The organism is Micromonospora peucetia, assembly GCF_900091625.1.
GTDB lineage: Bacteria > Actinomycetota > Actinomycetes > Mycobacteriales > Micromonosporaceae > Micromonospora > Micromonospora peucetia.
On the sequence record NZ_FMIC01000002.1, the window covers coordinates 1,969,753 to 1,989,833 of the forward strand.

Consider the following 20,081-nt stretch of genomic DNA (forward strand, 5'->3'; position numbering starts at 1 on the left):
GGCGCAAGCCCGGTGGGCGACCACATGACGGCCGCATAGGCTGCCCGGCGTGGATCAGACGGCGCCGCACACCATCGATTCCCTGGCCGCCGACCTGCGCGGTCTCGGCCTGTCAGCCGGCGACGTCGTGCTGGTGCACTCGTCGGTGCGGGCTCTCGGGTTCGTCGCCGGCGGGGCGCAGTCGGTCGTAGCGGCCCTGCTGGAGGTGCTCGGCCCGGGCGGCACACTGGTGGTGCCCACCCACACCCCCGACAACACCGATCCTGCCGGTTGGCAGGCTCCGCCCGTGCCCGAAGCGTGGTGGCCGGTGATCCGCGCGAGCACGCCCGGCTTCGACCCGGCGCGCACCCCCAGCCGGTACATGGGGATGCTTCCCGAGGTCGTCCGCGCCTGGCCGGGCGCGGTGCGCAGCGACCACCCGCAGGTCTCTTTCGCCGCCCTCGGCACGCGGGCGGCGGAGATCGTGGCCGGCCACCGCCTGGACGACGCGCTGGGCGAGCAGTCGCCGCTCGGCGCGGTGTACCGACTCGACGGCCGGGTGCTCCTGCTCGGGTGCGGGTACGACTCGAACACGTCGCTGCATCTCGCCGAGTGGCGGCAGGCGACCGCTCCCCGCACCGAGCAGGGCGCCTCGGTGCGGCACCCGGACGGCGGCAGCCACTGGCTGACCTGGACCGACGTACAGACCGACGAGGACGACTTCCCGCAGCTCGGTGCCGACTTCGAGGCGACCGGCGCGGCCGCCTCGGGCCGGGTCGGCGAGGCCACGGCGCGGCTGATGTCCCAGCGTGCGCTGGTCGACTTCGCCACCGCCTGGCTGGCCGCCCACCGGCGCCGGATCAGTTGACGCGGTCGAGAAAATCCGGAGTGCGCCCCATGAGCAGCGCCGCCGCCTGCTCGTCGTGGTCGACGCTGCCGCTGTCGGCGAAGAGGTGACCGGCGCCGGGGTTGCCGTCAGCGGAGCTGGCGGAAGAACTTCCGCACGTCGTCGACCAGGAGGTCGGGTGCCTCCAAGGCCGCGAAGTGGCCGCCACGGCTGAATTCGCTCCAGTGCACCACGTTGTGGTCGCGTTCGGCGAGGGGCCGGAGGGTGATGTCGTTGGGGAACACGGCCACCCCGGTCGGCACCTGTGACCGCGGGCTGGCCTGGCCCCAGGTGCGGGCGTCCTCGTAGTAGATCCGGGCGGCGGATCCGGCGGTGCCGGTCAGCCAGTACACCGAGACGTCGGTGAGGATCAGGTCGCGGTCGACGGCGTCCTCGGGCAGGCCGGCGCTCGGGTCGGTCCACTCCTTGAACTTCTCGATGATCCACGCGAGCTGGCCGACCGGTGAATCGGTGAGGGCGTAGGAGATCGTCTGCGGCCGGGTCGACTGGACGATGGCGTACCCGGACATGTCCTGGCCCCAGGTCTTCATGAACGCGAGGCGGGCCTGGTCTGCCTCGGTGAGGCCGACCAGCTCGGCCGGATCGCCGGAGGGGAAGGTGCCCAGGTTGTTGACGTGCACCCCGATCACGTGATCGGGGTCGATGCGGCCGAGTTCGGGGGTGACGATCGCTCCGGTGTCGCCGCCCTGGGCGCCGTAGCGGTGGTAGCCGAGGCGCTTCATCAGCTCGGCCCAGGCATGGGCCACCCGGCTGGTGCCCCATCCGGGTGCGGCGAGCGGAGTGGAAAAGCCGAAGCCGGGCAGGGACGGGGCCACGACGTGGAAGGCGTCGGCGGGATCGCCACCGTACCGGGCGGGATCGGTCAGCGGGCCGATGATGTTCATGAACTCCACGACCGAGCCGGGCCAGCCGTGGGTGAGGATGAGCGGCACCGCTTCCGGCTCAGGCGACCGGACGTGCAGGAAGTGCACGGTCTGTCCGTCGATGTCGGTGGTGAACTGGGGAAACTCGTTCAGCCGTGCCTCATGGGCGCGCCAGTCGTATTCGGTGCCCCAGTAGTCGGCCAGACCCTTCAGGTAGCCGAGCGGCACCCCAGCCTCCCAGCCGGCGGTGGGCAACTCGTCCGGCCAACGGGTGTTGGCGAGCCGGTGGCGCAGGTCGTCGAGGCGGTCCTGGGAAATCTCGATCCGGAACGGGGTGATCTGTTCGCTCATGAGGATCACACTACGAGCGAGCTAGGACAGGTCTGGCCCTAGCTTCCTGGCAGACTCGGGGCATGTTGGAAACCTCCGCCCGGTTGCTGCGGCTGCTCGGGCTGCTACAGACACCCCGCGAGTGGTCCGGCGCCGAGCTGGCGCAGCGTCTTGAAATCGACGTACGGACCGTGCGCCGCGACATCCAGAAGCTGCGTGACCTCGACTACCCCGTGCACACCACCCCGGGCGCCGCCGGTTACCGGCTCGGCGCGGGAACGAAGCTCCCGCCGCTGCTTCTCGACGACGACGAGGCCGTCGCTGTCGCGATCGGGCTGCGCACCGCCGCCAGCGGCACGGTCACCGGCATCGAGGACAACTCGCTACGCGCGTTGGCCAAGCTCGAACAGGTCCTGCCGTCGCGCCTACGGCACCGGGTCAACCTGCTGCACTCGGTCACCGTCACGGTTTCCGCCGCCGGTCCCACCGTCGACCCGGACGTGCTGGTCGCCATCGCCACCGCCTGCCGCGACCACCAGAGGCTCCGCTTCGACTACCGCCGCCACGACGGCACCTCGTCGGTACGCGACGCCGAGCCCCACCGGCTCGTCCACACCGGACGGCGCTGGTACCTCATCGGTTGGGACACCGACCGAAGCGACTGGCGCACCTACCGCGTCGACCGGATCCAACCGCGCATCCCGACCGGACCCCGATTCGCGCCACGGCAAGCACCCGACGCAGACTTCGCCGCGTACCTGACCCGCGGTGTGTCCACCGCCCCCTACCGCTACCAGGCTCGGATCACCCTGTACGCCTCAGCCGAGACCGCCGCCGAACGGATCGCGCCCACCGTCGGGGTCATCGAAGCCATCGACCCGCACACCTGCATGCTGCACACCGGGTCGAACTCCCTGGACGAGATCGCCGTCTACGTCGCGCTGTTCGGCTTCCGCTTCCGCATCCACCAGCCACCCGAGCTGATCACACACGTCCGAGGCCTCGCCGCCCGACTGGCCGAAGCCGTCGAGGCCTCCTGAGCACCGCGTTGGTCAAGGTGTACGTCGGGGTACGCCTAGACCAGACCCGCATTACGCCTACCAGGACCGGTGACACCACGCGGACCACATGATCTTCTGAATCCGCGGGGAAGCGGCGGGAGAGCGTGCCGTACAAGCATCGTCAGCCTGAGGCCTCCCCGACGCCGGCTCGTTCGCGCGCAGCGAGGATGTCCGGGACGTGCGTCTCGGCCCACTGTCGTACGGCACGCAGCGGAACCAGCAGGGAACGGCCGAGCTCGGTCAGGGCGTATTCGACGTGCGGCGGGTTGCCGCCCAGGTTGGTACGGGTGAGCAGGCCGTCAGCCTCCATGGCGCGCAGCGTCTCGGTGAGGGCCTTGGGGGTGATCCCGCGGATGTGCGCTTTGAGTTCGGTGAACCGCATCGGTCCGTCCTCCAGTGCGTTGACGGCGAACACCGTCCAACGCGCCCCGATGCGGTGCAGCACGGTGCGACTCGGGCACGTCGCCGCCATGACGTTGTACGCCTTGCCCATGGGGGTCCTCTCGGTAGCGTTGAAGATACCGGTAGCAAATGTATACCGTCGCGGTCATGAGCGAGAACCTGACAGGCAAGCGGATCCTGGTCGTCGGCGGGGCCCGCGGTATCGGCGCTGAGATCATCCGGCGCACCGGGCAGGCCGGCGCCGACGTCGTCGTCGCCACACGGTCTGGCCCCGAGGTCCAGATCGACGTCACCGACGAGACCACCATCGCGCGGGCCGCGGAGTCGCTCGGCGCCTTCGACCACGTGATCTCCACCGCGTCGGCTCACCATGACGTGCCGGTGCCCGACCTGGAACACGACAAGATCCAGGCCGCGTTCTCCGCAAAGGTCGTCGGCCCGCTGCTGCTGGCCAAGCACTTCGCCCCACGGATGCCTGCCGACGGATCGTTCCTGTTCTTCTCCGGCATTGTGGGCTGGCAGCCCAAGCCCGGCACCGTCGTCAAAGGTACTGCGAATGCTGCCCTGGCCGCGCTGGTCACCCACCTGGCCGTCGAGCTCGCGCCGCTGCGTGTCAACGCCATCGCGCCCGGTATCACCGACTCTGGCACCTGGGACCGGCTTCCGGACGAGCGTCGCCGTGCCTTGTACGACAGAGCCGCCGCGGCCTCCCTCGCAGGCAGGGTCGGGACGCTCGAGGACGTCACCGACACCGCCCTGTGGCTCCTGGGTGCGGGATGGGTGACGGGCGAGACGGTCCATGTCGACGGCGGCGCCCGGCACCGCTGATCCCAGCGCCACCAACACCATGGCAACCACCAAGATCCAGGCGCGTGCCCTCGTCCGTGCCTCCGGAGGCCCCCGCTATGCCGTCGCCCTGGCCGTGGACGCGCTCGGCACCGGCCTGCTGCGACCCTTTCTGCTGCTCTACGGGGTGATGGTGCTCAGGCTGCCCGCGTCGGCCACCGGCATCGCCTTGACGGCCGGCATGGTCGTTGCTCTCGTGTGCATGCCCGCGGTGGGCCGATGGCTGGACCGGGGCGCGCGCAGCACGGTCGTGGCGGCGTCGATGCTGGTACGGGTGCTGGGCGTGGCGCTGCTGCTGGCCACCCCGACGGGGAACGTCTGGCTGTTCGCGACAGCCGCGCTCTTCCTCGGCATCGGCAACCAGGCATGGCCGGCCGCCCACGCCGCCCTCGTGGCCACGGTCTCCCACGGCCGGGAACGCGACGCCGCTCTCGCAGGGGGCCGCGCCCTGCGCAACGCCGGCCTGGGCGCCGGTGCACTCCTCGCCACCGTGTGCCTGGCGGGCGGCACCACCGCGTTGCAGGCGCTGGCAGTCGTCACCGGGCTCGCCTACCTCGCCGCGGCGGCCCTGGCGTGGTCGGTTCACGTGCACGCTCATCCGGCCGCTACTCCAGCCAAGGACAGGGCCGATGAGCCCGCACCCCGGATGCGTACGCTGCTGGCCGCCAACGTGATCTACGTCTTCTGCCTCAACGTCCCCGAAATCGCGCTTCCTCTGGTCCTGGTGACCCAGTTGCACGCCTCTCCGGTGTGGTCGGCAGCCATCTTCGTGGCCAACACGGTCCTGGTGGTTACCCTGCAGGTTCCGGTCACCGTCCTGATGTCCCGCTTCTCCCGGCGGACCGTGCTTACTCTCGCCGGCGTGGTGCTTGCCGCGTCCTATCTCGGCTTCCTCGCGGCCACCTCACTGGGACACGGCTGGGGTGCCCCGGCTGTCGCCACGGTGTCCGTGGTCTGCACCATCGGCGAGATCATCTATGCCGGCAGCGCCACCGCGCTTGTCACCGCCCTCGCTCCGGCCCATGTCCTGGGACGCGCCCTCGCCCGCTTCCAGTTCTCCACGGGCTTCGGCCTCGCCGTCTCCCCGGCGGTCATCACCGCTCTCGCCTCCCGCGGCTCGGCCGCCCTCTGGGGCAGCCTCGCCGCTGCGACGCTCCTCTCCGCCTCCGCCGTTGCCACCGAGAAGGATCAAGGAACACGGCTCAACCGGGCGCGAGCAGGCCGCTGAACGAGGCGGTGCGCGCCGACAGTAAGGAGCCCAACCGGCCGCAGGTCGTGGGGATCATCCGATGACGCCACGGCTCTTGGCAGGTGATGCTCCTGAAATATCGAAGGCCCTGGTGGGACTCGCGTCCTGACCAGGGCCTTCGTGTTGGAGCGGGTGACGGGAATCGAACCCGCACTGTCAGCTTGGGAAGCTGATGTTCTGCCATTGAACTACACCCGCGGGCGGCACCACTGTACCTGAGTCGCCACGCCGGTGCACCCAGGTACCCCTCCGACGCGCGGGCCGCCGCGATCTTGACAGGAAGCCCTCAGCGGCCATCCGCACGAAGATCGCCAGGCGCGGCGGTGCAACCGCCCCGACGTGGGGTGCCAGCGGGACGTCGACACGACCGCCGCCGGCGACCACCTCGCGAAAAAGTTCCACCACGGCAACACATCGCCATTCTCAAATTCATCGATCGGTTGTAACGTCTGCCCAACGTTCTCAGCCACGGCGTGACACACCCCCTGTCGCGCGGCCAGAAAGAGGTGGGCCCATGGGACTCCGTCCCAACCTGCTGACCCGGCGTACGGCCGGCGTCGCGTCGACGACCCTCGCGCTGCTGCTCAGCACCGCCGCCGTGGGCGTCCTACCGGCCGCTTCGGCCTTCTCCGCCGCCCCGGCCGAGGTCTGCGCCGAGCCGGCCGACGTCCACTCGGACGCCCGCATCAAGCCGGGCGGCGGGGCCAAGCACGAGCCGAACGAGCTGACCCTCGCAGAGACCCGCGAGCGCGAGGCCGACCTGGCCGCCGCGGTGCGTGAGCGGACCCGGTTCCGCGCCGGCGCAGGTGCCTCCACGATGGCCGCCAGCGTCACCATTCCCGTCGTGGTGCACGTGATCCAGGAGAACAGCACCCGGGCCGGCGGCAACATCCCCGACTCGATGATCAACTCGCAGATCAGCGTGCTGAACCAGTCGTTCAGCGGGGCGACCGGCGGCGCTTCCACCGCGTTCGCCTTCCAGCTCCAGAGCATCAACCGGGTGACGAACCCGGCGTGGTACCCGATCGTGTCGGGCTCCTCGGCCGAGCGGTCGATGAAGACCTCGCTGCGTACGGGCGGCAAGAACACCCTCAACATCTACCTGGGCGAGCTGAGCAACAACCTGCTCGGCTGGGCGACCTTCCCGACCCGGAAGCTCAACACCATGGACGGCGTCGTCGTGCTGAGCGAGTCGCTGCCGGGCGGCACCGCCACCAACTACAACCAGGGCGACACGGGCACCCACGAGGTCGGCCACTGGCTGAACCTCTACCACACCTTCCAGGGCGGCTGCTCCGGCTCGGGCGACAGCGTCAGCGACACCGCGGCCGAGGCGTCGCCGGCCTCCGGCTGCCCGACCGGGCGGGACACCTGCACCGCCCCGGGCGTCGACCCGATCACCAACTTCATGGACTACAGCTACGACTCCTGCATGTACCAGTTCACCGCGGGGCAGGCCAGCCGCATGCTGACCGCCTGGAACGCGTACCGCGCGGCGTAGTTTCGCCGTACGACCCGACCGGTGCCGGCCTCGCTCGACGGGGCCGGCACCGGCGTCTGCGCGGCCGAGTGGGCGCGCGGGCAGGGGTCACGGTGTGACGCCCCGGACGGGGGACGGCCCGGGGCGCCACACCGCGTCAGGCGGCCGGGCGGGCGGCGTGGCCGCCGACGCTCCCCGACCGGGTCTCGGGCACCACGGCGGTGCCGGCGGCAGCCGCGTGGGGATCGAGCCACACCTGGACCGCGGGCCGCCCGTGCCCCTCGACGGCGCCACCCGGGACGCCGGACTCGCGGCGGGCCAGCATCGCCACGTCGACGGTGAACTCGAAGACCCGCCAGTCGACCTGCGGCGCGGCCCGCGAACTCCGGGCCAGCCGGGCGACCCGGGCCGGGTCGGTCACCGGCCGGGCGTGGCCGGCGACGTAGGCCTCGTCGTCACTCTCCTCCGGCGGGAAGGAGTGCAGCGCGTAGCGCCCGTCGCGCTCCAGGTCGCGCCGCTTGGGCGAGTCGACGACGAAGCAGAAGAGCCCCTCGTCGGTGATCACCGGGGAGACCGGGTGCACCCGGGGCCCGCCGTCGGCGCGGACGGTGGCCAGGTAGCCGAAGCCCGGCCCGTACTGCTGCATGAGGAGGCGGATCCCGTCGGCGAGGCGGGGCTCGTCGGCGGCGAATTCGGACCAGGAAGCCATGCGGGCATTCTATCGAACAAATGTACGAAGGCACACTCCGACACGCAGGTCACACGTATCGCTCGCTAAGGTGTTCGGATGCTGCTCTCCGACCGCGACCTGGCCTCCGAGATCGAGGCGGGAACGCTCGCGCTGGAGCCGTTCGAGCCCGCGCTGGTGCAACCGTCCAGCATCGACGTGCGCCTGGACAAGCTCTTCCGGGTCTTCAACAACCACCTCTACACCCACATCGACCCGGCTCAGCAGCAGGACGACCTCACGTCGATGGTCGAGGTGCCCGACGGCGAGCCGTACGTGCTGCACCCGGGCGAGTTCGTGCTCGCCTCGACGCTGGAGGTGATCTCGCTCGGTGACCAGCTCGCCGGCCGCCTGGAGGGCAAGAGCTCCCTCGGCCGACTCGGGCTGCTCACCCACTCGACGGCGGGCTTCATCGACCCGGGCTTCTCCGGTCACGTGACCCTCGAGCTGTCGAACGTGGCCAACCTGCCGATCACCCTCTGGCCGGGCATGAAGATCGGCCAGCTCTGCATCTTCCGGCTCTCGTCGCCGGCCGAGCACCCGTACGGCTCAGCCGTCTACGGCTCGCGCTACCAGGGGCAGCGCGGCCCGACCCCGAGCCGCTCCTGGCAGCACTGGCGCACCTGGCCGATCCGCTGATCCGACCCGCCACATGTAGGGAAGGGCCCTTTCCTGACGCCCGCCATGCGTTAGGAAAGGGCACTTCCCTACACCTCAGCGGGGGCGGCCGTAGCTGTGGATCGGGCCGTCGTCGACCTTCTTCATCCTGACCGGCACCCCGGCCCGGGAGGCGTGCACCACCCAGCCGCCGCCGACGTACATGCCGACGTGGTGCAGGTCGCTGTAGTAGAAGACCAGGTCACCCGGGCGCAGGTCGCCCCGGCTGACGGTCGCGGTCACCCGGCGCTGCTGGGCGGCGTTGTGCGGCAGCGAGACCCCGGCCTTCGCCCAGGCGGCGAGCATCAGGCCGGAACAGTCGTACGAGTTCGGCCCCTCGGCGCCCCAGACGTAGGGCTTGCCGATCTGGGCGCAGGCGAACTTCACCGCGGTGCCGGCCGCGCCACCGGGATAGCTGGCCGGGCAGGGGGCGGGACGTAGCGGCCCGCCGCCGCCGTTGCCGTAGACCCGCAGCCGCAGCTTCTGCAACCGGTCGATCTCGGCGTTGATCTGCTTCTTCTTCGCCGCGAGCTGGGCCTCGGTGCGGCCGAGCTGGACGACCATCTCGTCCAGTGGGGCCTTCTTCCCGGCCAGTTGGTCGCGCAGTTCGGCGACCTGCCGCACGTCCTGCTGCTGGTGCTGGGCGAACTGGTCGAGCAGTTCGAGCTGCCCGACCATCTCGCTCGGCGAGCGGCTGCCGAGCAGGGCGTTGATCGCGGACACCTGCTCACCCTTGTAGGCGCGGACGGCCAGCGCGCCGACCTTCTCCATCGCCTGGTCTACCTGCTTCTCCAGCGGCTTGATCTGCGCGGCGAGCGTGTCGGCCTGCTTCCGCTTCGCGGCCAGGTCCTGTCGGGTGGCGTTGTGCCGTTCGATGATCGGTTCGAGCTTGTTCCAGTCCTCGTCGATCTGCCGCTCGATCTCGGCGACCGTCGGTTCGGCGTGGGCCGCCGGTGCGCCGCCGGTCAGAACGACGGCGAACGCGGCCAGGGCAGCCAGGGCGGTGGTGCAGCGGTACCAGCGTGGGCGCGGCGCAGCCGTCGTCGGGTCGGTGAGGACCGACCGGGCGGACGGGGGCCGCGGGGCATGGTGTGCCACCGGGGTCCGTACTCCTTCTTCCGTACCGCCTACCGGGTTAGCTGACGGGTTCGGGCGGGAAGGGGCGCCCTACCGCAGGACTGCGGATTCACCCCGGGGAACCTGGGTCCCCGGCTCGCTCGGGAGCGACTCGGCGGTGTCGGGCCGGCACCGCCCTGGTTGGACGGATTGTCACCGGCCGACAAGGGACCAGAGTAGAGACGACCGTTATCGATCCGCAACCCTCCGGCCGCGACACTCCGCACCCGGGTCTGGCCGGAAACCGCGTCCTGGGCCGGGGCAACCGCAACCCGGCCGACGAAGATTTTCTTCCTTCTGAAGTGTCCGGTGGAAAGGTATTGACCAAAGGTGGCGGGCGGGGCGAAGGTGACCCCACCTTTGCCCGTCCGAACTGGGGGTCTGATGCACCTGTCAGCGACAACGAGGAGCAGACGCGTCCTGCTGGCCGCCGCCGTGGCCGCCGTCATGGTGGCGACGCCGCTCACCGCCGCCGGATCCGCCGCCGCCGCACCGGCGACCGACCGGCAGCAGCAGTACGCCGCCGCGGCAGCCGAGTACGGCGTGCCGGAGAGCGTCCTGCTCGGCGTCTCCTATCTACAGTCCCGCTGGGACACCAACGCCGGCACGCCGAGCACCAGCGCCGGCTACGGACCGATGCACCTCACCGACGCCGAGCACGTCGCCGCCCTGCCCGGGGGCACCCACCACGACGAGGGCACCGAGGACCCGCGCGGCGACGACTCCCGTCCGTCCCTGGCGGAGGCGCGCGAGCCGGCCGAGCCGGCTCCCGCCGAGGCGGCGCTCCGGACGCTCGACGCCGCCGCCGGACTCACCGGCGCCAGCGAGGAGGCGCTGCGGACGGACGTCACGGCGAACATCCGGGGCGGCGCGGCGCTGCTGGCCGCGTACCAGAAGGAGATCGGTGCCCCGGTCGGTGCCGAGACCGACCCGGCGGCCTGGTACGGCGCGGTGGCCCGCTACTCCGGCGCCGACACCACCGACGCCGCGGCGGCCTTCGCCAACGAGGTGTACGCCACCATCGCCACGGGCGACACCCGACTGACCGACGACGGGCAGCGGGTCACCCTCGCCGCCCGCGAGGTCCAGCCGGAGCGTTCCTGGCTGGACCGGCTGGGCCTGCGCAAGCTCGCCCGGCCCGACGGGCTGGAGTGCCCGAGCGACATCTCGTGCGAGTGGATCCCGGCGCCCTACCAGAACTACGGCACCACCCTCGGCGCGTACGGCAACCACGACCTGGCTGACCGGCCCGCACAGCAGAAGATCGAGTACATCGTCATCCACGACACCGAGGGCTACTTCGGGCCCAGCGTGAACCTGGTCAAGGACCCGAAGCGGGTGGGTTGGCACTACACCCTGCGCTCGGTGGACGGCCACATCGCCCAGCACATCAAGACCAAGAACGTCGGCTGGCACGCCGGTAACTGGTACGTGAACTCCAAGTCCATCGGCCTTGAGCACGAGGGCTTCGCGGGACACGGCACCTGGTACACCGAGGCGATGTACCGCACCTCCGCCAAGCTGGTCCGCCACCTGGCGCGGCAGTACAACATCCCGCTGGACCGCAACCACATCATCGGGCACGACAACGTCCCCGGCACCGTCGCCGCGAACGTGCGTGGCATGCACTGGGACGCGGGCCCGTACTGGGACTGGTCGCACTACTTCGACCTGCTGAAGGCGCCGTTCTGGTCGACCGGCACGCACCGGACCGGACTGGTCACCATCGACCCGGACTTCGCCACCAACCAGCCGCAGTTCACCGGCTGCAACCGGCAGCCGCCGGGCGTGCCGAACCCGCCCCCGCCGACGGCTCCCTGCCCGCTGCGCGGCTCGTCGGCGCTGCCCCTGCACAACGCGCCGAGCCAGGACGCGCCGCTGGTCAACGACATCGCGCTGCGGCCCGACGGCACCCCGAACACCATGTACGTCTCCGACCACGGCGCCCGGGTCTCGGCAGGACAGACGTACGCCCTGGCCGAGGTGCGGGGCGACTGGACGGCGATCTGGTACCTCGGCCAGAAGGCGTGGTTCCACAACCCGGCCTCGGCGCGGACCGCCAAGTGGTCCGTCGGCCTGGTCGCCACCCCGAAGGCAGGCAAGACCACCATCCCGGTGTACGGCCGGGCGTACCCGGAGCAGGCGGCATACCCGGAGGGCGTGCCATACCAGACGATTTCGCCGCTCCAGTACACGCTCTCGGCCGGTGAGCGGTACGCCGTCGGCAACCTGCTCCCCGGCGAGTACTACCGGGCCACCACGTTCGACGGCTCCGCCCCGGGTGACCGGACCGTCATCCGCGGCGAGAACAAGTACGTGCAGATCCAGTTCGGCCACCGCATCATGTACGTCAACCTGGCCGACGTGAACCTGCTGCCCTCGCCGCTGGGCGCGCCCCGCTGATCCATCGCACGACGAGGGCCCCCGGTCGAGGAGACCGGGGGCCCTTTCGTTGCGTTGTGCGGGATCAGCCGGGTCTGCGGAACCCGGCCACCGGCATGGTGTTGATGCTGGAGACGTTGACCGGCTTGCCGGCCCGGGCCGCGTGCACCATTTTGTCGTTGCCAAGGTAGAGGCCGACGTGGTGCAGGTCGCTGAAGAAGAAGACCAGGTCACCGGGGCGCGCCTCGGAGCGCGGGATGGCCTTGCCCTCGTTCCACTGCGCGCCGGTGAAGTGCGTGAGGTGGATCCCCGCCGCCTTGTAGGCGTACTGGGTCAGGCCGGAGCAGTCGAACGAGTTCGGGCCGACAGCGCCCCAGACGTACGGATCACCGATCTGGGCGCAGGCGGTCCTGATCGCGGTCCGGGCCGCGTCGCTGACCACCCCGTTGATGGTCGGGCACTTCTCCGTCTTGACGGTCGTCACCGGCAGCGACGCCTCGAGCTTCTTGATGTCGACGTCGATCTGCTTCTTCTTCGCCCCCAGGTCGGTCTCCTGCTTCTTCTGGGTGGCGATCAGCGTGTCGAGCTTCTGCTTCTCCCCGTCGTACTTCTCGCGGAGGGTCGTCACGCCCTGGAGCTGCTTGCGCTCGTTGGCGGCCAGCCGGTCCAGCATGGTCAGCTGCTCGGTCAGCGTGTCCGGCTTGGCGCTGACCAGCAGGGCCCCGATGTCGTGGGACGGGCCGGACATGTAGTAGCGGGAGGCGAGGTCGCCGACCCGGTCCATCGCCAGCTCGCTCTCCAGCGCCAACGGCTGGATCTTCTTCTCCAGCTCCGTCGACTTCTTGGTGTTGACCTTCAGCTGCGCCCGCACCTTGTTGTACTGCTCGATGGTGGGCTCGAGCTGCCTCCACTTCTGGTCGATCGCGGCCTCGATCTCGTCGACTGAGGGCTCGGCGTACGCGGGCGCGGCCAGCATGCCGGCGCCGACCGCCGCCGCGGCGACCAAGGTGAGCAGACGATGGGCGACCCTACGCAGGCCACCCGGACGAGCAGACCGTCCCGGCGCGCGACGATGAGGGGGCATGGTTGCCACCGGCACCGACTCCTTTTGCAACCCGACCGCCGGGCGCCTCGCGCGAGGGAAGAGGGGCGAGACAGACGACCCTCAGCGGCCGGTGCCCAACATTAGGGAAGGCTGGCAGCGGAATCAAGGCGACCATCGTTCACATCACGCCTGCGCAACCACCCGCGCACGAAGGGTGTCGGCCCGCCGCCATCGTGACCACCACGGCCTCCTGAACGACGACGGCGGCGGCACCGGGGAGGTGCCACCGCCATCGGGTGTCTCAGGGGGTACGCGTCAGCCGGCGACCGGTGCCCGCTCGGTGTCGCCCGGCGCCTGCTCGGGCTTGACCGAGCGGAGCAGCACGCTGGCCACGTCGACCACCTCGACCTCTTCCCCGGCGCCCTTGCCGTTCACGCCGTCGTTGAGCATCGTCGAGCAGAACGGGCAGCCGACGGCGACCGTCTTCGCCCCGGTGGAAATGGCCTCCTCGACCCGGTCCACGTTGATCCGCTTGCCGATCTTCTCCTCCATCCACATCCGGGCGCCGCCGGCGCCGCAGCAGAAGGAGCGCTCGCTGTTACGCGGCATCTCGATGAGGCCGCCGTCGCCCGGTCCGGCCTCGCCGGCGATGGCGCTGCCGAGCACCTCACGCGGCGGGGCGAAGATCCGGTTGTGCCGGCCCAGGTAGCAGGGGTCGTGATAGGTCACGCCGCCGTCGACCGGCTGCACCGGGGTGAGCTTGCCGGTGGCGACCAGGTGGGCCAGGAGCTGGGTGTGGTGGACCACCTCGAACTCGCCGCCGAGCTGGCCGTACTCGTTGCCCAGGGTGTTGAAGCAGTGCGGGCAGGTGGCGACGATCTTCCGCTTGCTCTTCTCCCGGCCCTCGAACGCCTCGTTGAGGGTCTCGACGTTCTGCTGGGCGAGCATCTGGAAGACGAACTCGTTGCCGATCCGGCGGGCCGGGTCGCCGGAGCAGGTCTCGCCCTCGCCGAGGATGGCGAAGGAGACGCCGGCCTCGTTGAGCAGCGTGGCGACCGCCCGGGTGGTCTTCTTGGCCCGGTCCTCGAACGCGCCAGCGCAGCCGACCCAGAAGAGGTACTCGAAGTCGTCGACCTCGCCGACCCGCGGCACCTCGAAGTCCAGGCCCTTGGTCCAGTCCTCGCGGGTGTTCTGCGGGGCGCCCCACGGGTTGCCCTTGTTCTCCAGGTTGCGCAGCATCACGCCGGCCTCGGACGGGAAGCTCGACTCGATGAGCACCTGGTAGCGCCGCATGTCGACGATGTGGTCGACGTGCTCGATGTCGACCGGGCACTGCTCGACGCAGGCGCCGCAGGTGGTGCAGGACCAGAGCACGTCCGGGTCGATGATGCCGCCTTCCTCGGCGGTGCCGATCAGCGGCCGCTCGGCCTCGGCGAGCGCGAGCACGTCCAGGTGGGCGAGTTGGGCGGCGGTGGCCTTCTCCTCGCCGGTCAGGTCCTTGCCGCCGCCGGCCAGCAGGTACGGCGCCTTGGCGTACGCGTGGTCACGCAGGCTCAACACCAGCAGCTTCGGCGACAGCGGCTTGGCGGTGTTCCAGGCCGGGCACTGCGACTGGCAGCGACCACACTCGGTGCAGGTGCTGAAGTCCAGCAGACCCTTCCAGGTGAACTGCTCGACCTGGGCGACGCCGAACTGGTCCTTCTCCGGGTCGGCCTCCTCGAAGTCCAGCGGCTTGCCCTGGCTGGTCATGGGACGCAGCGCGCCGAGGCCGGAGACGTTGGCGCCCGGGTCGCGCTTGAAGAAGATGTTGAAGAAGGCCAGGAAGCGGTGCCAGGCGACGCCCATGGTGACGTTGAGGGCGATCACGATGAGCCAGGTCATCGAGATGACGATCTTGATGAGGGCGGCGACGCTGACGCCTGCCTCCCAGTCCGGCAGCACCCCGCCGACGGCGTGGCTGAGCGGGGCGGCCCAGACCGGGTACTCGAAGTGGTCGGTGGCGACCTTGAAGCCCCGGATGACGAAGCCCATGATCAGTACGGCGAGGATGATGCCCTCGACGAAGTAGCCCTGCCACATGGTCGAGCCGGTGAACCGGGACTTCCCGCCCGGCCGGGTGGGCCGGTTGCGAAGCCGGATCGCGATCAGCACCAGGATGCTGACGATGCCGAGGATGGCCAGCCACTCGGTGACCAGCCCGTAGAGCGCCCAGTCGCCGACCAGCGGCAGCCCGCCGGTCGGAGAGACGACCTCGAAGTACGCCTCCAGCACCAGCAGCGACAGCACGACGAAGCCGACCATCACGAACCAGTGCGCCGCGCCCACCACGCTCCAGCGGAGCATGCGGGTGTGGCCGGCGGTCTCGGCCAGCATGGTCTTCGTGCGGGTGCCCTTGTCACCGAAGCGGGTCGGGTCCGGCTGCCCCAGCCGGATGACGGCCACCATCTTCATGACCGCGCGTACCGCAAGCCACACCGCCACGGCGGTGATGGCGAACGCGAGGATCGTGGTGACGATCTGGACGCTGCCCATCGAGTTGGCCTCCCGGTCTGCTGCCTGTCGAGCGGCTCGGCGACCGGGGCCGGGTCAGGGCGCGATCGGCAAGCCGCCGCCGCACCCTTGACCGGACCGGTCGATGACCTCGCTCCACTCGGTCATGCAGTGCAGCATACGTGCAAGGTTACCCAGCAGTAACGTGAATCATCTCGCACTCCGGCCAACGCCGCCCTGCGCCCACCTTAGGGCGCAACTACCCGAACCGCCGGGCAGGGGCTCCACTGAGTGACATGGATTGCCACCGCACCAGGCGGCCCAGGGCCGCAACGCCGTCGACGGCGGGCTGATCGCGCTCAGGGCCCCCGCCGCCGGGCCGGCGACGGGGTCGTGATGCTCAGCGCCAGCGGGAGAGCAGGATCAGGGAGCCGACCATGGCCCCGAAGCCCACCGCGAGGTTCCAGTAACCCCACGACATGACCGGGTACTCCTGCTCGGAAAGGTAGTAGACCACCAGCCACCCGATGCCGAAGACGATGAGGGCGACCGCCGAGATCGGCAGCCAGACCGGGCTAGGCTTGCGCGTCGCCGCCGTCGTCGTCGTCGGACGGACGTCCGTCGGCGGGGTGTACACCTTCTTCTTGCGAACCTGAGACTTGGGCACGACGCTCTCCAGAGGGGTTACGACCTCGTCCGGCCTGACAACCGGGCGCGGGGGCGACGGTCCATGGCCAATAATGTCCGACAGCTAGCGTAGTCCCGAAGGCCCGTCCAATCCACGAATGGGGTGAGGCCGGTGCACGCAGTGACCGAAAAAGGCGGGAGTGTTCTGCTCGCCGCAGCGGCCCGCGCCTCCGTGGGCTGAACCAGACGACGGGGAAGGAACGCTCGGTGGAATACACATCCGGCGCAGCCTCCTGGCAGAAGGTGCTCCGACGGGCGGTCGCCGGGCTGCTGCCTCGGCGCCCACGGCAGCGACGACCGGGCTGGTCGATCGGGGTGCCGCTGATCGCCGCGGCGGCCGGGCTGCTCTTCACCACCACGGCCACCACCGCCGGTGGCACCGCCCTGCGCGAGGATCGCCGCCCTCAGCTCAACCAGTTGATCGAGGACCGTCGCGCCGAGGTCGCGGCCAGCGAGCGACGGGCGGCCGACCTGCGCGACGAGGTCGAGGGCCGTACCTCGGCGCTGGCCAGTTCCGACGGCCCGATCAGGGAACAACAGGACCGGGCCGACAGCCGCCGGGACGACGCCGGCTTCACCACGCTCGCGGGGCCCGGAGTGACGGTGGAACTCGACGACGCGCCCCGGCGCAACGACGGCGCCCTGCCCGCCGGGGCCACCAACGACGACCTGGTCGTCCACCAGGGGGACGTGCAGGCCGTGGTGAACGCCCTCTGGGCGGGTGGCGCCGAGGCCATGTCCATCATGAACGTCCGCGTGCTGTCGACCAGCGCGGTACGCTGCGTGGGTAACACCCTGCTGCTGCACGGCCGGGTGTACTCCCCACCGTTCAAGATCGTAGCAATCGGCGATCCCGCTGCTCTGCAGCGGTCCCTCGCCGACTCTCAGGGAGTCCGGTTGTTCAGGGACCTGGTCGACGACTACAAGCTCGGTTACAAGGAAACCGTCTCCACGGTTACCGTGCCTGCGTTCGAGGACTCGACCACGCTGCGCTCGGCGACGGTGCCCAAGTGAGCCGCGCGCCGGACGACTGGCCCAAGGATCGCGACGGCCGTCACCGCGACCAGGGTGACGCACCGACCGCCTTCCTGCCCAAGGTCGACCGGCCCGGGCCCGCTCCGGCCCGCCCCGCTCCGGCCGGCGCCTGGCCGGAGCCCACGCTTCCGCCCCGATCATCGGCGCCCCGCCCTCCCTACGGGCCCGACCAGGCCACCGTCGACGGTCGCGCACCTGCCGGCTCCTCCACCGGGCGGTCGCGCGCCATGCCCGACCCCGTCCGTCCGACACCGGAGCCGGGCCGTCCCGCGAACCCCGGCCGGTTCCCGCCGGGCGCCGACCAGGCCCGCTCCGCCACAAACCCCGCCCGGCCCGCCGATCCCGGCCGCCCAGGCCCCACGGACTTCGGCCGGCCCACAGACTTCAGCCGCTCGACGGATTTCGGCCGCTCGACGGATTTCGGCCGCTCGACGGATTTCGGCCGACCCAGGTCCGCTGGCCCGGGTCGCCCGGGCTCGGGCGACTCCGACCCGTCCGCCCAGCCCGGCGGCGGCATGCCGCCGTGGTCGGGCGCCGGCCCGGTCCGGCCGGCCACCCCACCGCACGCGGCTCCGCCGGCCACCCGACCACACGCCGCTGCGCCGGCCACCCCACCACACGCGGCTCCGCCGGGCGGCGCCGGCTGGCAGCCGGACGGTCCCCGGGCCGCCGGTCCCGGTGACGGAAGCTCCCGTCGCCCGCCGGCCGACCGCGCCGTCGGGCAGCCCGGTGACGAGCACTCTTTCCGCCCGCCGGCCGACCGCGCCGCCGCGCCCGACGGCGGGCACTCCCTCCGCCCGCCACCGGGTCGGCCGAACACCGACGCGCCGACCGCCCACATCCCCAGGGTGGGCGCGTCGGGCACCGGCCCGTCGGCCCCGGGTTCCCCGGCCGGTCGGTCCACCGCGCCTCCGGCCGCCGCTGGCCCGGGCCGCGACGTCGACCCCGGGGCCACCGCCCTGATACCGGCCGTCACCGGTCGTACGCCGACCGCCCCGGCCGCCCTCGTCGAGTCCACCGCCCTGATGGGCGCGGTGCCACGTCCTCCGAAGACGGACGAGCCGGAAAGCTCCGACGCTCGCGCCGTGCAGCCTCGCCCGCGCCGAGGCGAGCGGGTCGTCCAGCTCCGCCCGGAGCAGACCGGCGAGGGCTACAAGAGCGTCTACTCGGAGCTCACCCGGCCGTCGCTGGGCTCTCGGCTGCGCACCGGCATCCGGATCAGCGGCGAGGTGTTGATCACCTTCGGCCTGGTGGTGCTCCTCTTCGCCAGCTACGAGATCTGGGGCAAGTCGGCGATCGTCGACGCCCACCAGAACGACCTCAGCCAGCAGTTGGCGCAGGCGTGGGGCCCCGAGGGCGACCCGACGGTGGCACCGTCGGCGAGCGCGTCCACCAAGCCGAAGCCGCCCGCGCAGGGCAAGCCCATGGCAGGGCTGTACATCCCCAAGCTCGACAAGAACTGGGTCGTCGTCGAGGGCGTCACCCAGAAGGACATCCGGTTCGCGCCGGGCCACTACCCCTCCAGCGCCCTGCCGGGACAGGTGGGCAACTTCTCCGTCGCCGGGCACCGCAACCGGGCCACTTTCTGGCGGCTCGACGAACTGAACGACGGCGACGCCATCGTGGTTGAGGGCAAGACCGACTGGCACGTCTACAAGGTGACCCAGAGCCGCATCGTCAAGCCCACCCAGGTCGAGGTCGTGGCACCCGTGCCGGGCAAGCCCGGGCAGAAGGCGACCAGGTCGATGCTCACCCTGACCACCTGCAACCCGAAGTTCGACAACTACCAGCGGCTGATCATCCACGCCGAGCTGGCACGCAGCCAGCCGAAGTCGGCGGGTCGACCGGCGGAGCTGAGGGCCTGACGATGTACGGCTGGATCTGGCGCAAGCTCCCCTTCGGGTTGCCCGGCAAGCTCGTCGGCAGTTTGCTGATCGGCAGCGCCATGGTGGCCCTGCTCTGGTACGTGGTCTTCCCGTGGGCCGAGCCCCTGCTGCCCTTCGACGACGTGCAGGTCACCCAGGACTCCGGCGACCCCGCCGGTGACGTGGTGCCGGGCGGCGGGGAGGGCGACGACGCCCCGGCCGGCGACGAGCACGACCTGCCGTACGACACCGAACAGAACAACACCCCGCCTCCCTCCCCGGACGAGTGAGCCCCTGATGCGTGTCCTGGTGATCGACAACTACGACTCGTTCGTCTTCAACCTCGTGCAATATCTCGGCCAGCTCGGGGTGGACTGCGAGGTCCGACGCAACGACGAGATCGAGGTCGCCGAGGTGGGCAGGGTCGGCGCGGCCGGCATCCTGCTGTCACCCGGCCCCGGCAGCCCCGACCGCGCCGGCATCTGCCTCGACGTCATCCGCGCCTACGCCGGCGAGATGCCGATCTTCGGCGTCTGCCTGGGTCACCAGGCGATCGGCGAGGCCTTCGGCGCCACCGTCACCCGCGCCCCGGAGCTGCTGCACGGCAAGACCTCCGAGGTCCGCCACCACGATGTCGGGGTGCTCGCCGGCCTGCCGGACCCGTTCACCGCCACCCGCTACCACTCGCTCACCGTGCTGCCCGAGACGCTGCCCGAGGAGCTTGAGGTCACCGGCTGGACGGATTCCGGGGTGGTGATGGCGATGCGACACCGGACGCTGCCGATCGAGGGCGTCCAGTTCCACCCGGAGTCGGTGCTGACCGAGGGCGGTCACCTGATGCTGGCGAACTGGCTCGCAGCCTGCGGTCACCCGGAGGCGCTGGATCGGGCCCCGGAGCTGGCCGCCGAGGTGGACGCGCGCCGCCGCGCCGCCTTCGCCGCCGCCTGACGCCAGCAGGAC

The 20,081-nt window shown here is 70.9% G+C and carries 18 protein-coding genes, 1 tRNA gene and 1 riboswitch; of the genes, 11 read left to right on the plus strand and 8 right to left on the minus strand.

Annotated elements, in window-relative coordinates; translation table 11 throughout:
• The first annotated feature begins 49 nt into the window (after window positions 1-49).
• Window positions 50-847: an AAC(3) family N-acetyltransferase gene (locus tag GA0070608_RS09235; protein ID WP_091625086.1), complete on the plus strand. Its 798-nt coding sequence runs from the start codon at window positions 50-52 to the stop codon at window positions 845-847.
• A gap of 107 nt (window positions 848-954) precedes the next feature.
• Here GA0070608_RS09235 and GA0070608_RS09240 read toward each other — a convergent pair whose 3' ends face one another.
• Entirely contained in the window at window positions 955-2,088 is a 1,134-nt protein-coding gene (locus tag GA0070608_RS09240) for an epoxide hydrolase family protein (RefSeq protein ID WP_218107635.1), read from the minus strand.
• Between the two features lie 74 nt (window positions 2,089-2,162).
• On the opposite strand from GA0070608_RS09240, the gene GA0070608_RS09245 reads away from it, so the two are divergent.
• Entirely contained in the window at window positions 2,163-3,119 is a 957-nt protein-coding gene (locus GA0070608_RS09245; protein WP_091625089.1) for a helix-turn-helix transcriptional regulator, read from the plus strand.
• A 142-nt stretch (window positions 3,120-3,261) separates the two neighbouring features.
• Here GA0070608_RS09245 and GA0070608_RS09250 read toward each other — a convergent pair whose 3' ends face one another.
• Complete coding sequence (locus tag GA0070608_RS09250; RefSeq protein WP_091625094.1) at window positions 3,262-3,633, minus strand: winged helix-turn-helix transcriptional regulator; 372 nt, start codon at window positions 3,631-3,633, stop codon at window positions 3,262-3,264.
• 56 nt (window positions 3,634-3,689) lie between these two features.
• Between GA0070608_RS09250 and GA0070608_RS09255 the strand changes: the two genes are divergently transcribed.
• A complete protein-coding gene (locus GA0070608_RS09255) occupies window positions 3,690-4,370 on the plus strand; it encodes an SDR family oxidoreductase (RefSeq protein ID WP_091634707.1) in 681 nt (226 codons plus the stop codon).
• A complete protein-coding gene (locus GA0070608_RS09260) occupies window positions 4,342-5,616 on the plus strand; it encodes an MFS transporter (protein WP_218107503.1) in 1,275 nt (424 codons plus the stop codon). Before GA0070608_RS09255 ends, GA0070608_RS09260 begins: the two co-directional genes overlap by 29 nt.
• A gap of 145 nt (window positions 5,617-5,761) precedes the next feature.
• On the opposite strand, the gene GA0070608_RS09265 is transcribed toward GA0070608_RS09260, so the two are convergent.
• Window positions 5,762-5,835, minus strand: a tRNA-Gly gene (locus GA0070608_RS09265).
• A 316-nt stretch (window positions 5,836-6,151) separates the two neighbouring features.
• Between GA0070608_RS09265 and GA0070608_RS09270 the strand changes: the two genes are divergently transcribed.
• Window positions 6,152-7,138, plus strand: a complete 987-nt coding sequence (locus GA0070608_RS09270) for a zinc metalloprotease (protein ID WP_091625097.1) — start codon at window positions 6,152-6,154, stop codon at window positions 7,136-7,138.
• 136 nt (window positions 7,139-7,274) lie between these two features.
• Here GA0070608_RS09270 and GA0070608_RS09275 read toward each other — a convergent pair whose 3' ends face one another.
• A complete protein-coding gene (locus GA0070608_RS09275; RefSeq protein WP_091625101.1) occupies window positions 7,275-7,826 on the minus strand; it encodes a pyridoxamine 5'-phosphate oxidase family protein in 552 nt (183 codons plus the stop codon).
• Between the two features lie 78 nt (window positions 7,827-7,904).
• On the opposite strand from GA0070608_RS09275, the gene dcd reads away from it, so the two are divergent.
• The gene (gene dcd / locus GA0070608_RS09280) at window positions 7,905-8,483 is read left to right on the plus strand and encodes a dCTP deaminase (RefSeq protein WP_091625106.1); all 579 of its coding nucleotides are present in this window, start codon (window positions 7,905-7,907) and stop codon (window positions 8,481-8,483) included.
• A 75-nt stretch (window positions 8,484-8,558) separates the two neighbouring features.
• Here the strand turns inward: dcd and GA0070608_RS09285 are convergent, their stop codons facing one another.
• Window positions 8,559-9,599 carry a C40 family peptidase gene (locus GA0070608_RS09285; RefSeq protein ID WP_091625109.1) on the minus strand — a complete coding sequence of 347 codons (1,041 nt, stop codon included), beginning with the start codon at window positions 9,597-9,599 and terminating at the stop codon, window positions 8,559-8,561.
• A gap of 12 nt (window positions 9,600-9,611) precedes the next feature.
• A riboswitch (cyclic di-AMP (ydaO/yuaA leader) is annotated at window positions 9,612-9,745 on the minus strand.
• A gap of 256 nt (window positions 9,746-10,001) precedes the next feature.
• Here GA0070608_RS09285 and GA0070608_RS09290 point away from each other — a divergent pair.
• Window positions 10,002-12,020, plus strand: a complete 2,019-nt coding sequence (locus GA0070608_RS09290) for an N-acetylmuramoyl-L-alanine amidase (protein WP_091625112.1) — start codon at window positions 10,002-10,004, stop codon at window positions 12,018-12,020.
• A gap of 64 nt (window positions 12,021-12,084) precedes the next feature.
• Here GA0070608_RS09290 and GA0070608_RS09295 read toward each other — a convergent pair whose 3' ends face one another.
• From GA0070608_RS09295 to GA0070608_RS09305, 3 genes are all read right to left on the minus strand, one after another.
• On the minus strand, window positions 12,085-13,083 hold the full coding sequence (locus tag GA0070608_RS09295) for a C40 family peptidase (protein ID WP_091625115.1): 999 nt from the start codon (window positions 13,081-13,083) through the stop codon (window positions 12,085-12,087).
• Window positions 13,084-13,359: 276 nt separating this feature from the next.
• Window positions 13,360-15,576, minus strand: a complete 2,217-nt coding sequence (locus GA0070608_RS09300; protein WP_091625119.1) for a (Fe-S)-binding protein — start codon at window positions 15,574-15,576, stop codon at window positions 13,360-13,362.
• Between the two features lie 358 nt (window positions 15,577-15,934).
• Window positions 15,935-16,201 carry a cell division protein CrgA gene (locus GA0070608_RS09305; protein WP_091625124.1) on the minus strand — a complete coding sequence of 89 codons (267 nt, stop codon included), beginning with the start codon at window positions 16,199-16,201 and terminating at the stop codon, window positions 15,935-15,937.
• A gap of 227 nt (window positions 16,202-16,428) precedes the next feature.
• On the opposite strand from GA0070608_RS09305, the gene GA0070608_RS09310 reads away from it, so the two are divergent.
• The 4 genes from GA0070608_RS09310 to GA0070608_RS09325 all read left to right on the plus strand — a co-directional run bounded on the left by GA0070608_RS09310 (window position 16,429) and on the right by GA0070608_RS09325 (window position 20,069).
• Window positions 16,429-17,235, plus strand: coding sequence for a DUF881 domain-containing protein (locus tag GA0070608_RS09310; RefSeq protein ID WP_091625129.1), 807 nt, complete (start codon window positions 16,429-16,431; stop codon window positions 17,233-17,235).
• A gap of 536 nt (window positions 17,236-17,771) precedes the next feature.
• Window positions 17,772-19,121 (plus strand): class E sortase, encoded by a 1,350-nt coding sequence (locus GA0070608_RS09315; protein ID WP_091625132.1) that lies wholly within the window; start codon window positions 17,772-17,774, stop codon window positions 19,119-19,121.
• 2 nt (window positions 19,122-19,123) lie between these two features.
• On the plus strand, window positions 19,124-19,411 hold the full coding sequence (locus GA0070608_RS09320) for a hypothetical protein (protein WP_091625136.1): 288 nt from the start codon (window positions 19,124-19,126) through the stop codon (window positions 19,409-19,411).
• Window positions 19,412-19,418: 7 nt separating this feature from the next.
• On the plus strand, window positions 19,419-20,069 hold the full coding sequence (locus GA0070608_RS09325) for an aminodeoxychorismate/anthranilate synthase component II (protein WP_091625140.1): 651 nt from the start codon (window positions 19,419-19,421) through the stop codon (window positions 20,067-20,069).
• The last annotated feature ends 12 nt before the right edge of the window (window positions 20,070-20,081 follow it).

Bases quoted from the DNA above. Each gene is read 5' to 3' on its own strand.
- GA0070608_RS09300 (WP_091625119.1), bottom strand. From the start codon at position 15,576: ATGGGCAGCGTCCAGATCGTCACCACGATCCTCGCGTTCGCCATCACC.
- GA0070608_RS09250 (WP_091625094.1), bottom strand. From the start codon at position 3,633: ATGGGCAAGGCGTACAACGTCATGGCGGCGACGTGCCCGAGTCGCACC.
- GA0070608_RS09325 (WP_091625140.1), top strand. From the start codon at position 19,419: ATGCGTGTCCTGGTGATCGACAACTACGACTCGTTCGTCTTCAACCTC.
- GA0070608_RS09255 (WP_091634707.1), top strand. From the start codon at position 3,690: ATGAGCGAGAACCTGACAGGCAAGCGGATCCTGGTCGTCGGCGGGGCC.
- GA0070608_RS09260 (WP_218107503.1), top strand. From the start codon at position 4,342: ATGTCGACGGCGGCGCCCGGCACCGCTGATCCCAGCGCCACCAACACC.
- dcd (WP_091625106.1), top strand. From the start codon at position 7,905: ATGCTGCTCTCCGACCGCGACCTGGCCTCCGAGATCGAGGCGGGAACG.
- GA0070608_RS09290 (WP_091625112.1), top strand. From the start codon at position 10,002: ATGCACCTGTCAGCGACAACGAGGAGCAGACGCGTCCTGCTGGCCGCC.
- GA0070608_RS09315 (WP_091625132.1), top strand. From the start codon at position 17,772: ATGCCGCCGTGGTCGGGCGCCGGCCCGGTCCGGCCGGCCACCCCACCG.
- GA0070608_RS09275 (WP_091625101.1), bottom strand. From the start codon at position 7,826: ATGGCTTCCTGGTCCGAATTCGCCGCCGACGAGCCCCGCCTCGCCGAC.
- GA0070608_RS09295 (WP_091625115.1), bottom strand. From the start codon at position 13,083: ATGCCCCCTCATCGTCGCGCGCCGGGACGGTCTGCTCGTCCGGGTGGC.
- GA0070608_RS09320 (WP_091625136.1), top strand. From the start codon at position 19,124: ATGTACGGCTGGATCTGGCGCAAGCTCCCCTTCGGGTTGCCCGGCAAG.
- GA0070608_RS09245 (WP_091625089.1), top strand. From the start codon at position 2,163: ATGTTGGAAACCTCCGCCCGGTTGCTGCGGCTGCTCGGGCTGCTACAG.
- GA0070608_RS09270 (WP_091625097.1), top strand. From the start codon at position 6,152: ATGGGACTCCGTCCCAACCTGCTGACCCGGCGTACGGCCGGCGTCGCG.